This window comes from Streptomyces sp. NPDC045955, from assembly GCF_056430805.1.
Map to the genome: position 1 here is coordinate 263,536 of NZ_JBWKKY010000002.1, position 14,520 is coordinate 278,055.

The 14,520-nt window shown below is 67.7% G+C and carries 12 protein-coding genes; 7 read left to right on the forward strand and 5 right to left on the reverse strand.

Annotation, left to right across the window (positions count from 1 at the left end):
- Positions 1-13: 13 nt before the first annotated feature.
- From AC07F0_RS04555 to AC07F0_RS04570, 4 genes are all read right to left on the reverse strand, one after another.
- The gene (locus AC07F0_RS04555; RefSeq protein ID WP_010032488.1) at positions 14-262 is read right to left on the reverse strand and encodes a DUF6458 family protein; all 249 of its coding nucleotides are present in this window, start codon (positions 260-262) and stop codon (positions 14-16) included.
- An 86-nt stretch (positions 263-348) separates the two neighbouring features.
- Positions 349-1,647, reverse strand: a complete 1,299-nt coding sequence (locus tag AC07F0_RS04560; RefSeq protein ID WP_478974123.1) for a M18 family aminopeptidase — start codon at positions 1,645-1,647, stop codon at positions 349-351.
- 73 nt (positions 1,648-1,720) lie between these two features.
- Positions 1,721-3,547: an acyl-CoA dehydrogenase gene (locus AC07F0_RS04565; RefSeq protein WP_478974126.1), complete on the reverse strand. Its 1,827-nt coding sequence runs from the start codon at positions 3,545-3,547 to the stop codon at positions 1,721-1,723.
- Between the two features lie 134 nt (positions 3,548-3,681).
- Positions 3,682-4,503, reverse strand: coding sequence for an intradiol ring-cleavage dioxygenase (locus AC07F0_RS04570; protein WP_478974129.1), 822 nt, complete (start codon positions 4,501-4,503; stop codon positions 3,682-3,684).
- 132 nt (positions 4,504-4,635) lie between these two features.
- On the opposite strand from AC07F0_RS04570, the gene AC07F0_RS04575 reads away from it, so the two are divergent.
- Entirely contained in the window at positions 4,636-5,100 is a 465-nt protein-coding gene (locus AC07F0_RS04575; RefSeq protein WP_086560757.1) for an SseB family protein, read from the forward strand.
- A gap of 21 nt (positions 5,101-5,121) precedes the next feature.
- Here AC07F0_RS04575 and AC07F0_RS04580 read toward each other — a convergent pair whose 3' ends face one another.
- Complete coding sequence (locus AC07F0_RS04580) at positions 5,122-5,874, reverse strand: TetR/AcrR family transcriptional regulator C-terminal domain-containing protein (protein WP_478974132.1); 753 nt, start codon at positions 5,872-5,874, stop codon at positions 5,122-5,124.
- Between the two features lie 192 nt (positions 5,875-6,066).
- Between AC07F0_RS04580 and AC07F0_RS04585 the strand changes: the two genes are divergently transcribed.
- The 6 genes from AC07F0_RS04585 (at position 6,067) to AC07F0_RS04610 (ending at position 14,425) form a co-directional block, all read left to right on the forward strand.
- Positions 6,067-7,566: an MFS transporter gene (locus tag AC07F0_RS04585; RefSeq protein ID WP_478974135.1), complete on the forward strand. Its 1,500-nt coding sequence runs from the start codon at positions 6,067-6,069 to the stop codon at positions 7,564-7,566.
- Positions 7,567-7,738: 172 nt separating this feature from the next.
- Complete coding sequence (locus tag AC07F0_RS04590; RefSeq protein WP_478974138.1) at positions 7,739-8,716, forward strand: pirin family protein; 978 nt, start codon at positions 7,739-7,741, stop codon at positions 8,714-8,716.
- 629 nt (positions 8,717-9,345) lie between these two features.
- Complete coding sequence (locus AC07F0_RS04595) at positions 9,346-11,367, forward strand: tetratricopeptide repeat protein (RefSeq protein ID WP_478974140.1); 2,022 nt, start codon at positions 9,346-9,348, stop codon at positions 11,365-11,367.
- Between the two features lie 97 nt (positions 11,368-11,464).
- The gene (locus AC07F0_RS04600) at positions 11,465-12,256 is read left to right on the forward strand and encodes a PhzF family phenazine biosynthesis protein (protein WP_478974143.1); all 792 of its coding nucleotides are present in this window, start codon (positions 11,465-11,467) and stop codon (positions 12,254-12,256) included.
- Between the two features lie 52 nt (positions 12,257-12,308).
- A complete protein-coding gene (locus tag AC07F0_RS04605; protein WP_478974146.1) occupies positions 12,309-13,574 on the forward strand; it encodes an amidohydrolase in 1,266 nt (421 codons plus the stop codon).
- A 59-nt stretch (positions 13,575-13,633) separates the two neighbouring features.
- Complete coding sequence (locus tag AC07F0_RS04610) at positions 13,634-14,425, forward strand: 2OG-Fe(II) oxygenase (RefSeq protein WP_478974149.1); 792 nt, start codon at positions 13,634-13,636, stop codon at positions 14,423-14,425.
- The last annotated feature ends 95 nt before the right edge of the window (positions 14,426-14,520 follow it).

Here is a 14,520-nt window from a genome sequence, read left to right on the forward strand (position 1 = left end):
CAGGGGCGCGGCCCTACACCCCGTACCCGTCGCTGTAGCCGTCGCGCGTGTGGTGCCGTCCGTCGTCCACGACCGGCGTCGTGGGCGGCACCACCACGCGCCGCCGCCTGGCGATGCTGCTGAACGTCGTGACGCCGATCAGTCCGACGATCATCAGGATGATGCCGACGAGGTCGAGGTTGACCCCCTGCATGTCCCAGTCGGTCGCGAACGTGAGGATGGCTCCCACGGCGATGAGGATGATGCATCCGCCGAGGCCCATGAGTGTCGCCTCCCTGTACGGTCCGGTCGTTCCGGTCCGCACTCCGGGTACCCCCGAGGGGAACACCCATGCGGTGACGGCCCGTTCTACCTCTCCAAGAACGCGGTGAGCGCGTTGGCGAGGAGGAACGGGTCGTCGGCGCCGCACAGTTCGCGTGCGCTGTGCATCGACAGGATGGCCACGCCGATGTCGACGGTCTTGATGCCGTGCCGCGCGGCGGTGATCGGGCCGATCGTGGTGCCGCAGGGCATGGAGTTGTTGGAGACGAAGGACTGGAAGGGCACGTCGGCCGCCTCGCAGGCCGCCGTGAACTCCGCGCGGCCCGAACCGTCCGTGGCGTAGCGGTTGTTGACGTTGACCTTGAGGATCGGGCCGCCGTTGACGCGCGGGTGGTGCGTCGGGTCGTGCCGCTCCGCGTAGTTGGGGTGGACGGCGTGGCCCGTGTCGGAGGACAGGCAGACCGTGCCGGCGAAGGCGCGGGCCCGGTCCTCGTACGAGCCGCCGCGCGCGAACACCGAGCGTTCCAGCACGTTGCCGAGCAGCGGTCCGTCCGCGCCCGTGTCCGACTGGGAGCCGTTCTCCTCGTGGTCGAAGGCGGCCAGGACCGGGATGGAGGCCGGCTCGGACGCGCCGGAGGCGACGGCCGCGAGGGCCGCCGTGCCGGCGTGCACGGACAGCAGGTTGTCCATGCGCGGGCCGGCCAGCAGTTCGTGGTCGCGGCCCAGGTAGGCGGGCGGTTCCACGGAGTGCGTCATCAGGTCCCAGCCGGTGACCTCGCCCGCCGGGATGCCGGCCGTCTCCTCCAGGAAGGCGATCAGGTCGCCGTCGCGCACGTCGTTGCCCAGGCCCCAGACCGGCTGCATGTGCCGCTGCTTGTCGAGCTTGAGGCCGTCGGCGGTCACGGAGCGGTCCAGGTGGATGGCGAGCTGCGGGACGCGCAGCAGCGGCCGGTCGACGTTGACCAGGCGGGTCGAGCCGTCGCGCAGGGTCAGCCGGCCCGCGAGGCCCAGGTCGCGGTCGAGCCAGGAGTTGAGCAGCGGTCCGCCGTAGATCTCCACGGCCACCTGGCGCCAGCCGTGCGCCCCGCTGTCGGGGAGCGGCTTGACGCGCAGGTTGGGGGAGTCGGTGTGGGCGCCGACGATCCGGAACGGCGTGTGCGGCGCGGCGCCCTCCGGCACGTACCAGGCGATGATCGCGCCGCCACGCAGCACGTACTTGCCGCCGCGCGTCCCGTCCCAGGCGTCCGTCTCGGCGACCTGCCTGAAGCCGGCCTTCTCCAGCCGCTCGGCAGCTGTGGCCACGGCGTGGTACGGCGAGGGACTCGCCGCCAGGAAGGTCATGAGGTCGTCGGTGTGGCCGCGGTCGAAGCGGGCTGGTTCGGTCATGGGTTCACCTTAACGACGGACGAGGGCCCGCTCCCCTGGAAGGGAACAGGCCCTCGAACGAAGGACGTGAGGATCAGAACGCGGCCTCGTCCAGCTCCATCAGGTCCAGCTCGACGCCCTCGGCGACCTTGCGGGCCAGGGTGACGCCCGGCAGGACGTTGGCCGCGAAGAACTTCGCCGCGGCGATCTTGCCGGTGTAGAAGACCTTGTCCTTGGCGGAGGCGGTCTCCAGCTTCTCGGCGGCGATCGCGGCGCCCTTGAGCAGCAGGTAGCCGACGACGACGTCACCGGAGGCCATCAGCAGGCGGGTGGTGTTCAGCCCGACCTTGTAGATGTTCTTGACGTCCTGCTCGGTGGCCGCGAGGTCCGTGAGCATCAGGCCGACGATGGCCTCCAGCTCGACCGCGGCCTTGGCGAGGTGCTCGCGGGCCCCGGCCAGCTCCTCGCCGCCCGTGCCGAGGGCCAGGAACTTCTTGATGTCCTCGGCGAGGGAGTTCAGCGCGGCGCCCTGGTTGCGGACGATCTTCCGGAAGAAGAAGTCCTGGCCCTGGATCGCCGTGGTGCCCTCGTAGAGGGTGTCGATCTTGGAGTCCCGGATGTACTGCTCGATCGGGTACTCCTGCAGGAAGCCGGAGCCGCCGAAGGTCTGCAGCGACTGGGCGAGCTGCTCGTAGCCCTTCTCCGAGCCGTAGCCCTTGACGATCGGCAGGAGCAGGTCGTTCAGCGCGTGCTCGGTGGAGGCGTCCTCGCCGGCGGCCTCCTTGATCTGGATGGCGTCCTGGATCGAGGCGGTGTACATCACCAGGGCGCGCATACCCTCGGCGTACGCCTTCTGCGTCATCAGCGAGCGGCGCACGTCCGGGTGGTGCGTGATGGTGACCTTGGGCGCGGTCTTGTCCATGAAGTTGGCGAGGTCCGGGCCCTGGACGCGCTCCTTGGCGTACTCCAGCGCGTTCAGGTAGCCCGTGGACAGCGTGGAGATCGCCTTCGTGCCGACCATCATGCGGGCGAACTCGATGATGCGGAACATCTGGCGGATGCCGTCGTGCTTGTCGCCGATCAGCCAGCCCTTGGCGGGGTGCTGGTCGCCGAAGGTCATCTCGCACGTGTTGGAGGCCTTCAGGCCCATCTTGTGCTCGACGTTCGTGGCGTAGACGCCGTTGCGCTCGCCCAGCTCGCCGGTCTCGAAGTCGAAGAGGTACTTCGGGACGAGGAAGAGGGACAGGCCCTTGGTGCCGGGGCCGGCGCCCTCGGGGCGGGCCAGCACGTAGTGGAGGATGTTCTCCGACATGTCGTGCTCACCGGAGGTGATGAAGCGCTTCACGCCCTCGATGTGCCAGGAGCCGTCCTCCTGCTGCACGGCCTTGGTGCGGCCGGCGCCCACGTCGGAGCCCGCGTCGGGCTCGGTGAGCACCATCGTGGAGCCCCACTGCTTCTCCGTGGCGATCTTGGCTATGTGCTTCTGGACCTCGTTGCCCTCCTCGAAGAGGATGCCGGCGAAGGCCGGGCCCGAGGAGTACATCCACACGGCCGGGTTGGCGCCCAGGATGAGCTCGGCGTACGCCCAGATCAGGGAGCGGGGCGCGGTGGTGCCGCCGATCTCCTCGGGCAGGCCGAGACGCCAGTACTCGGAGTCCATGAAGGCCTGGTAGCTCTTCTTGAAGGAGGCCGGGACCGGCGCGGTGTTGGTCTCCGGGTCGAAGACCGGCGGGTTGCGGTCGGCTTCGGCGAAGGACTCGGCCAGCTCGTTCTCCGAGAGGCGGGTGAGCTCCTCCAGGATGCTCTTCGCGGTCTCGACGTCCATCTCCTCGAACGGGCCGGTGCCGTACACCTTGTCGCGCCCGAGTACTTCGAAGAGGTTGAACTCGATGTCGCGGAGATTCGACTTGTAGTGCCCCATGGCGACGGCTCCCGGCTCCCTAGAGAGATCGGCGAGGCACTGGCTCCTCGCGCTAGTTCACGTACCAACAAGTAGCTCCGATGATGCTACCCGCCAGTAATAAGACGCAACCCCTTCCGGTCATCTGTGACAGGTCACACCGGAACGGTCAAGGTCGCGGTGTAGCCCTCCTCGGCGTTGCCCTTCATCGTCGCCAGCTGCCGGGCGTGGCCGTCGCTGAAGATGTTGTCCGTCTCCAGGGACAGACTGCTCAGGTTCCGCACGCTCGCGTCGTAGCCGTCCGTGGCGTACACCGCGTCGCAGACGTCCTTCGGGAAGGCGAGCTGCGAGGTGTTCGTGATCGACGTGGCCGCCGTGGCGTCGGCCAGGCTGCCGTAGACCTCGAAGTGGATGTGCGGCCAGCGGCCGGCGTAGCAGCCGGGGAAGACGCTCGTGAAGGTGACCTGGCCCTGGTCGTCGGTCTCCTGGACGCCGCGCAGGTAGTTCTCGTCGGTGACGCCCTCCGAGTACAGGGAGTAGTTGCCCTCCCGGTCACAGTGCCAGAGGTAGACGGCGGCGCTCTTCTTGGGGGTGCCGCAGCCGGCGGCCGCGTCCACCACGGTCAGCGTGATCGTCAGGGGGACGCCCTCGGCGGTGCCGCCCGCGGAGTCGCCGAAGCTCCTGGTGATGTCGCTGCGGACGACCCCGCTCTCCTTCAGGACGTTCACGCCGTTGGAGCCGTCACCGGGGAAGGGTCCGGCCGTCTCCTCGGGGATCTCCGCGCACGCGGCGGACGACGACGAGGACGAAGAGGGCGCAGAGGAGGCCGGGGTCTTCTCCTCAGCCGTGCAGCCCATCAGCGGGATCAGGCTCGCGCCCGCCATCAGCCGGATCATCCGGCGGCGGGCGAGGACGGGAAGGTCGTAGGAGAGCCCTCTGTCGTGCTCGTGCGGGCCCTCGTCGTGGCGTTCGTTCATGGCTTCGACGCTATGAGCCGTGGCTGTGCCGATCCATAGCGGCGACTGTCAGGTCGCTGTCGAGTCGCTGTCGATTCGCCATCGCTGCCGTACCGCACCGCCCCGCCGGCCGCTCTCGGTACTCTTGCGCTCATGTACGGCTACGACCAGACAGCGGGCCCGCAAGGGCAGTACGCCCCTCCGCAGCAGCCGATGTCCGGCGGATACGGACAGCAGCCGCCGCTGTACCCCGAGCCGTCCCCGCCCTCCCTGACGGACGCGGTGCGCGCGTTCACCACCGGGCAGATGTCCGCCGAGGACTTCCAGCAGGTCTTCGCGACCTCGAAGGTCTACTGCCCGCGCGGTGACAACCCGGGCTTCCTCGCCCTGCACAACACCCAGCAGCCGGTGATCCCCATGTTCAGCACGCTCAAGGAGCTGCGCCGGTACGCGGGCAAGGAGTCCAAGTACTTCGTGATCACCGGCGCCGAGGTCCTGGACCTGCTGCCGACCGGCTACGGCTTCGTGCTGGACATGGAGGGCGAGCACCGCATGGTGTTCGACGCGAAGGCCGTCGAGCAGATGGTCGAGTTCGCGATGCGCCGGATGTATGGCTAGAGGCCATTGCTTCGCAGACGGCTAGTTCCCCTGCCGGGACTTCGGCAGGCGCAGGGCCAGGCCGTCCAGGACGACCTCCAGGCCGTAGGTGAATTTCGTGTCGCGCAGGGCGACGGGGTCGGTGGTGGCTTCCTCGACCTCCGCGTGCCCCATGGCCAGGTGGGTGTGGTCGGCCGCGGCCCGCTGAGCGGCGGGCATGAGGCGGGCGATGAAGTCGGCCTCGGTCTCCCCGGACCGGGCGACCGTGGTGAGCCAGGCGGCCTCCGCGTTGCTCATGCCCATGACGTACGAGAAGACGGTCTCGATCGCGCGGTTCGGCTCGGGGAACCCCGCGGCGGTGAACAGGGCGGCGAGGCGCTCGGAGAAGCTCATGTAGTTGGGCCCGAGATAGGCGAGCCCGGCCTGGCCCAGGACCAGGGTCAGCCAGGGGTGCCGTAGCGCCGTCGCCCGGAAGGACTCCGCGGCCGCTGTCACCGCCGCGCGCCAGTCGGGGCTGCCGGCCGGCGGGACGTGGATCTCGGCGGCGACCTCGTCCACCGCGAGTTCCATCAGCTCGTCCTTCGTGGCGACGTGCCGGTACAGCGAGGTCGCGCCGGCGTTCAGACGGGCGCCGAGCTTGCGCATGCTGAGCGCCTCGATGCCGTCCGCGTCGAGCATCGCGATCGCCTCCCGCACGATCGCGTCCCGGCTCAGCGCGGGCTGGTCGGTGCGGCGCTGCTCGCGGGCCCATACGGACGGGATCGGGTTCCGGCCCGTCGTCTTGCTCCGGCTCATCGGCTCCTCCTGCTGAATCTCCGGGACCTGCGTGATCCGGGACCTCGTGATCCGGCACCTTCGGGATCTCCGGGCACCTTCGTGCGAACAGCGTGCGCACTCAGCGTACAGAATCCAAGTATTGCGAACACTGTTCCGCTGTGCGTACAGTGTTCGCATCGAAGGAACGGTGTTCGCAGGAGGGGAAACGGAATGGACGCTCGCAACCCACGCCGCTGGTGGATCCTGATCGTGCTGTGCCTGAGCACGCTCGTGCTGGTCGTCGACAACATGGCGCTCACGGTCGCGGTGCCCGCGCTGACCGAGGACATCGGGGCGAGCGCCCAGGACATGCAGTGGATCCTCGACTCCTACACGCTGGTCTTCGCCGGGCTGCTGCTGACTTCGGGGAGCCTCGGGGACCGGTTCGGGCGCCGGAGGGTGATGCTGATCGGTCTGCTGCTGTTCGGGGCGGCCTCGCTGGGGGCGGTGTTCTGCTCCACCCCGGGTGAGCTGATCGCGGTGCGGATCGCGATGGGGGTCGGCGGGGCGCTGATCATGCCGTCGACGCTGTCGATCCTGATCACCGTCTTCGACGAGGACGAGCGGCCCAAGGCGATGGCGGTATGGGGCTCCGTGTCGATGCTGGGGCTGGTCGGCAGCCCGGTCCTCGGCGGTGTGCTGATCGACCACTTCGCCTGGCAGGCGATCTTCCTGCTCAACGTGCCGATCGTCGCTCTCGCCCTGCTGGCCGGTGTGCTGCTGATGCCGGAGTCGAAGGCGCCCTGGCAGAAGCCGGACCCGCTGGGCGCGGTGCTGTCGGCGGTGGGGATGACGGCCCTGGTGGGGTGGATCATCGAGATCCCGCAGCACGGCGCGTTCGACGGCCGCTCCCTGCTCGTCCTGGCCGTCGCGGTGGTCGCCCTGGCCGGTTTCGTGGTCTGGGAGAACGTCACCCGCTCGCCGATGGTCCCGCTGGTCCTCTTCAAGCACCGCAATTTCAGCGGGGGATCGCTCTCCCTGGCGCTCGTCCAGATCGGCAACGCCGGTCTGCTGCTGGTCCTGACCCAGTACCTCCAGTTCGTGCTCGGCTGGTCCGCGGTCAAGGCGGGCCTGGCCTTCCTGCCGCTGGCGGTGGCCGCGCTGGCCGGCAACGCGGCCGGGGCGCAGCTCGCGGTGAAGGTGGGCAACCGGTTCGTCATCCTCGCCGGGATGCTGCTGATGACCGCCTCCTTCGGGCTGCTGACCACGCTCACCGCCGACAGCGGCTTCACGATCCCGGCCGTGGCGCTCGGAATCCTGGGCCTGGGAGCAGGTCTGGCGATGCCGGCCGCGGTCGCCGCCCTGATGAGCACCATCCCTGAGGAGAAGGCGGGCGTCGGCTCGGCCCTCAACGACACCATCCAGCAGTCCGGCACCGCCCTCGGTATCGCGATCCTCGGCTCGCTGCTCTCCGGTGGCTACACGGACGCGATGCCGGCGGGTGCTCCCGGGCAGGCCAGGGAGTCCATCGGCGGTGCCCTGGCGGTCTCGGGCGGCGACTCGGGTCTGGTGCGGGCGGCCCGGGAGGCGTTCACGGCCTCGATGTCGACGACCTTCACGATCAGCGCGATCGGTGTCCTGGCCGCGGCGGTCGTGGCCACGGTGGTGATGCGGGACCGCAAGGCCGAGCCCGCTCCGGCCGGGAGCGAGGAGCCGGAGCTGGTCGCCTGACGCGGGCCGTGAGAAGGGCCGGCGCCCCCGTGCGGGGAGCCGGTCTTTCGGCATGCCCGTGTCCCGTGGTTCGCTGCGCCGTCGCCCGGGAATGCCCACCCGGTTTTCTCCGTTAGGGGTAGCAGGAAGTTCAACGCTCAACTAAACTGGGCGTACACGAGGAGGAACCGACATGCCTGCTGTGACCGTCGAGAACCCGTTGACGCTGCCCCGCGTGACCGCGCCGACCGATGCCGTGGCACGTCCCGTGCTCGCTGTCACGACCGCCCCGAGCGGTTTCGAGGGTGAGGGCTTCCCGGTGCGCCGGGCGTTCGCGGGGATCAACTACCGCCATCTCGACCCGTTCATCATGATGGACCAGATGGGCGAGGTGGAGTACGCGCCGGGCGAGCCCAAGGGCACGCCGTGGCACCCGCACCGCGGGTTCGAGACCGTCACGTACATCATCGACGGGATCTTCGACCACCAGGACTCCAACGGCGGTGGCGGCACCATCACCAACGGGGACACCCAGTGGATGACCGCGGGCTCGGGTCTGCTGCACATCGAGGCGCCACCGGAGCATCTCGTCATGTCCGGCGGACTCTTCCACGGCCTCCAGCTGTGGGTGAACCTCCCGGCCAAGGACAAGATGATGGCCCCGCGCTACCAGGACATCCGCGGCGGCTCGGTCCAGCTGCTCAGCACCCCCGACGGCGGCGCGCTGCTGCGGGTCATCGCCGGTGAGCTGGACGGGCACGCGGGCCCCGGCATCACCCACACCCCGATCACGATGATCCACGCGACCCTCGCCCCGGGCGCGGAGCTCACCCTGCCGTGGCGCGAGGACTTCAACGGCCTGGCGTACGTCCTGGCCGGGCGCGGCAGCGTGGGCACGGAGCGGCGCCCGGTCCACATGGGCCAGACCGCAGTCTTCGGCGCCGGATCCTCGCTGACCGTCCGCGCGGACGAGAAGCAGGACTCCCACACGCCGGACCTGGAGGTCGTCCTGCTCGGCGGGCAGCCGATCCGCGAGCCGATGGCCCACTACGGCCCGTTCGTGATGAACACCAAGGAAGAACTCATGCAGGCTTTCGAGGACTTCCAGAAGGGCCGGCTGGGGACGGTCCCGGCGGTGCACGGCATGACCCAGGAGGGCCCGCGGGGCTGACGTATGGTCAGGAATCCTCCTTGCCCGGGTGGATGCGCATGTCCCGGCCGGCCATGTAGCCGGGGGCGCCCGAGACCTCCGCGTTTTGTTGGATGATCGTCCACCTCGGGCAGGAGGGTTTCCTGAACGAGAGCCCGGAGGTCTCGGAATCGGAATCATTCCGCGCACGCACGATACTGTCGCGTGTAGAGGGCGGAATGTTTCCAGGCATTTCTCTGCTTTCGCATGAGGCACGCCAGTAATCCGCCGTAACTATTGTTTCAGGCTTACTGGGCCCTGCTTTTGAGCCATTAGCCGTGTTAGCCTGTGCCCCTTGTCGCTCTTGGCCTTCGACGGCGAGGACTGCTGCAGTGGTCGATGATGTCCATGACAGTGCTCATGACAAAGCAGAGCAGCACGTCCAAGTGAGTGGGCATGCCGTCAGTCATTCGGCCGGCCGGGATCTTTCCGTATCCAGTCCGCCGCAGTCCCGCGCGAGTGAGTATCGGCCTGGTCGCAGCTCCGTCGGTATTCCTGAATCACGTCGCGGGGGTTTGAAACTGCATGGGCGTGACTCCATCACCCGCTACCTCACTCGCTGCTTACCGGGCCCTGACGCGTTCTCAGAACTGAGGCACGGGCCGGGAAATGTGCACATTCTCTACGGGCTCGGCGGCTGCGGGAAGACGGAAATAGCCTGGGAGGTGAGTCAGGCCGCTCTGGCGTCGGGGGTCCGCGTCTGGTGGATCCACGCGGGTGGCCAAGCCTCCATAGGGGGCGGCATGCGCGAGGTGGCGAGCCAACTGGGGGCGCCACCGCCTCGGGTGGATGAGGCGTGGGCCGGCCGGGCCAGTGCCACGGACTTGGTCTGGCAGCTGTTGAACGACGCGCCGATGCCGTGGCTGCTCGTGCTGGACAACGCGGACTGGCCGGAATACCTCGCAGACCGCGATCGGGACATCGCCAGCGGAGTGGGCTGGCTGAGGCATCCGCAGACGCCGCGCGGGATGGTCATCGTGACGTCGCGGGTCGGTGAGACGTCCGTATGGGGGCGCTGGTCGACCAAGCACCGTGTCGATGCTCTCAGTCCGGCGGACGGTGCGCGCGTCCTGCTCGACTACACGGGCCGGAAGGGGGCGGTTCCGGAAGAGGAACTGTCCGACGCCAGCGAGTTGTCACGCAGGCTCGGTGGTCTTCCGCTGGCACTCAGAGCAGCGGGAGCGTATCTGCGTAAGGTGAACCACGGACCGGTGTTCCGCGGCGGAAAGGCGATCCGGAGCATCCGCGACTACCACGACGTCCTGGTACACAGGTTCGACGAAGTCAGGCCCCGTGTGGACCAGCACAGGCTGACCGAGGAACTGGAGCTGGCCGCAGTACACAGCACATGCGAGATGTCGCTGGCCCTACTCGCGGAGAGAGGACTCGCCGACGCGCGGCCCCTGCTGGGCGTACTGGCACGGCTGGCGGCTCGGCCCATTCCCTACGGGGCGGTGCTCAACTGCGAGGTGCTGTCCTCCTCACCGCTGTTCGGCCCGATCCCGGAGAGCCGCATCCGGCTGCTCATCGACGCTCTGGACGGTCTCACCCTCATCAGCTTAGGAAGGAACGCGTCCGCGGGACCGATGTACGGGTACACCCTGACCCTTCACCCCCTCATCAGGGACGTCGTCCTGGAGAACCAGAGGTGGGCGGACGCGGAGGGACTTCGCCGTTTGATGGTCGATCTGCTCGACGACGCCGTCCGGGACCTGGATCCGGACGACCCGGACTCGTGGACCGGGTGGATCGCGGTCGCTCCCCACTGTGCGGCACCCGTACTGGACTACGTCCGGTGGAGCGCGAACGAACAGAGTCACGACGATCCCAGGGCCTCTGTGGCCTTCGACGTGATACGGAAGGTCAGCAGGTTCCTGCTGTCGCGCAGTCTGCCCAGACAGGCGCAGCTCTTCCTGGAGGACTGTCTGAAAGACCTTCCCGCCGAGTGGCGGACCAGGAGTGACGTCGTTGCCGTCCGGCACGAATACGGCCGGTGCTTACTCGAACAGGGCATGCTGCGCAAGGCGGAGGAGGAACTCTCCTCGGTACTCGACCAGCGCACCCTGAACCTGGGTGGTGACCATCCGTACACCATGGCGACCAGGCACAAGCTGGCCCGCTGCATGCTCGAACAGCGTCAGTGGGAGAAGGCCGAGGCGAACCTGCGCGAGATCTTCGCGTACGAGCGCGGCAGAGACTCGGACGGTCTGGACACACTGACCGTGTGGCACAGCCTGGTGCGGGCCCTGGTGGGACAGGGGCACCGGCGTCTGGCGGAGGCCTCGCAGGAGATAGGTGCGGTTTTGACGCTGTGGCAGCGACGGCCGCATCCGCACCCGGAGAATCTCTACGCCCGCATCACGGCTGCAAAGATCATGCTCCTGAAGAACGAGCCGGAGGGGGCTCTCGAGGAAATCACGGAGCTGCTGAACGAGTACACCAGCAATGACTGGACCACCAGGACCGAGGTGGCCGAGGCCAGGCGCCTGCGCGGTCAGTGCCTGTGCGCCCTCGGACGGACCGAGGAAGGGCTGCGCGAACTGCAGGAAGTGGTCGCATGGCAGCAGCTCAATCTCGGGCCGGACCATGCCGAGACGGTCGCCACGAGGGGGCTGCTCGCGGAGTGGGGTTAGTCATATTGTGTCAAGAATGGTCGGGATTTCTTGCGGTAAGCTCCGATCCCCTGGCGCAGCGTCAGGGCGCACCGGTTACAGCACGCGAAGGGGCGTGATGGACGAGATTCATGTGGTGGACGCCTTCACCGACGTGGCCTTCAGAGGAAACCCCGCCGCGGTCGTGCTCCTTTCGGAGGAGCGGCCGCCGTCCTGGATGCAGAGTGTCGCCACCGAGATGCGGCATTCGGAGACGGCGTTCGTGGTCGTCGGCGACGGGCGGCGTGAAACCGGTTATCCCCTGCGATGGTTCACGCCGATGACGGAAGTCGACCTCTGCGGCCACGCGACCCTGGCCGCCGCTCATGTGCTGGGGGGCAGGGTCGAGTTCACCACCCGCCGGAGCGGCCGCCTCAGCTGTGTCGCCGAAGGTGGCTGGGTCGAGATGGACTTTCCCGCGGATGTCCTCAGTGAGGTGCCGGCATCGGGCAACCTGCCCCAGCTCTTCGGTGATGTGACCATCGAGGCCGTGGCTCGCGGCAGGGACGACCTTCTCGTTCAGGTTGCGGATGAGAAGGAAGTCAAGAACGTGGTACCTGACTTCGCGGGAATCGCGGCTCTTTCCCGGAAGCTCTCCGTGCGCGGCATCATCGTCACGGGGCGGGGTCAGGGTGAACGCTCGTTCGTCAGTCGCTGTTTCTATCCGGAAGTTGGAGTTCCGGAAGATCCTGTAACGGGCTCCGCCCACTGCGCACTGGCGAGTTGGTGGTCGCCTCGGCTCGGTGTCACGGAGATGATGGCCGAACAGGCGTCACCGAGAGGTGGCCGGATCCGCCTACGTCTCGCGGACAATCGGGTCCATCTCGGTGGTCAAGCCGTTGGAGTGCTGCGCGGTAGCCTCCTTGTGTAGTCTTTTAGGCTTTCGGTTTCTGCAAAAAGCGATCTTGTTCTAGTCTAGCCCAATGAACGCTGGTACCAAGGGTGTTGAGGTTGCCCTCGACATGCCGCTCAACGCAGTGGCCTCGCAAGCCGCGCCGCCCGACAGTGTAAATGCACTGCTCAGGGAGTTCACGTCGGCCTTTGAGTCGGAGATGATCGATTTCCGCAGGGATCTGCATCGGCACCCTGAGGCGTCGAATGAGGAGTTCCGCACCACTCAAAAGGTCGCCGAGCGGCTGGAAAAGGCCGGGCTGGAACCCCGATTGATGCCAGGGGCCACCGGTTTGCTGTGCGACATTCCAGGCCTGGACCCGAGCGTTCCGATGCTGGCTCTGAGGGCGGATCTTGATGCACTCCCGGTGACGGATGAGAAGGCTGTTCCCTACCGTTCGACTGTGCCCGGGTTCTGTCACGCCTGTGGTCACGACGTGCACACAGCCAGTGTGCTGGGAGCCGGTCTGGCGTTGGCGGAATTGTCCAAGGAGCGCGGCTTGCCCACACCCGTGCGGCTCCTTTTCCAGCCCGCGGAAGAAAAGATCGCCGGTGCTCAGTACATGATCAAGCACGGGGTTCTGGAGGGTGTGGGCCGCATCCTTGCTCTGCACTGCGACCCCAAGATCGACGTGGGTCGGGTCGGGCTCAAGACAGGGCCGCTGACTTCGGCGTGCGACCTGGTCAAGCTGACGGTGAAGGGGGGCGCTGGGGAGGGTGGCGACACCATGCCGCCCAACGTGGTGCACGCTGTGGCGGCCCTGACCGTCGGTGTTCCCGCCGCCGTGAGTCAGCAGATGCCCACAGGTTCGGGTGTCTCCATCGTCTGGGGCCATGCCGAGGCGAACAGCGGAAACGAGTCGACGGGAGCGCTCGCCCCGGACACCGGCTTCATGCAGTGCACGATCCGCTGCATCGACGAGCGCGCCTGGACGCTGGCCGAGAACCTCTTCCGGAAGGCCGTCGAGAACATCTCCGCACTGCATGGAGTGACGCCCGACCTTGAGTACACCCGGGGTATTCCCCCGGTCGTCAACGAGGCCACAAGCGTTGGGCTGTTGCGGAGAGCGGCTGACGAAATGCTGGGAAGGTCCGGTGTGACATACACCGAGCAGAGTCTCGGCGGGGAGGACTTCGCCTGGTTCGTACGGAAGGTTCCCGGAGCGATGGCCCGCCTGGGGGTCAGAACTGCAGGGGCCGAGCGGACTCTCGACCTTCACCAGGGGCTGTTCGACGTGGACGAACGCGCCATCGGAGTCGCCATGCGACTTCTGTCCGGAGCCGCACTGCTGAGCTGACCGCACGTACGGTCGAAGCGGCTGCCTGGCCGCCGCATCCGAGACAACAGGGGGGAACAATGAGCGGGCGTCGACTGAGAGCCGCAGCCGATCTTTCCTATGACGCGCTGACAGGGCTCATCAAAGGCGATCTCGATCTGATCCGGTGCCAGGCATATTCCCCGCCCGACGTCTACAGGGTGGCCGGCCCACGCATCGAGAGGGCCTGCGACGCGTCGACCTACACCCTCACGCCTGATTTTCAGTGTGTGGGCGTCTCCATCGGTGAGGCGAACGAGAGTCCCGAGAAGGCCGAGCAGTACGTCGCCGAGGGGGCTGCCACCACCACCCTCATCAGGGAGTCGCTGTTCGCCGGAGTCGGGTCTCCGATCGACCGGCTGCTGACCCAGCTGGACGAGCTGTGGCCGGCCGGCGCGGACGTGGCGCTGACGAGGGCGGGGCGCCCCGCCCTGCTCAACGTGATCAGGCGGTGGAGGTCGGCCGGACAGGCGAACCCCCATATCGACCAGCGCAACTCGGAGATCCTGGGCGACTACACGTTCACCAAGAGACTCGGTGTGAACGTGTACCTGGAGGTGCCTCCTGAGGACGGTGGAGGCGAGCTGGAACTGTGGGACACGGTCGTGGACGACGAACGCGACTACATGGAGCAACGTCGCGCCGACTACGGTCTCGACCGCGAACGCCTCACCGCCCCGGACTGGACGATCCGCCCCGGAAACGGCGACCTCGTCATCTTCGATGCCGCCCGAGTGCACGGCGTGCGGCGCCTCACCAAGGGACAGCGCGTCGCCATGGCGTGCTTCCTCGGGGTGCGTGGTGTCGACGACCCACTGGCGCTCTTCGCCTGACAGAAGAACCGGCCCTGCCTCGGACGGACGTCAGGGCCGGTACGGCCTCACTCGTCCGGCGCTTCCGGGAGGACTGCCCGGCTGCGAGATGTTCG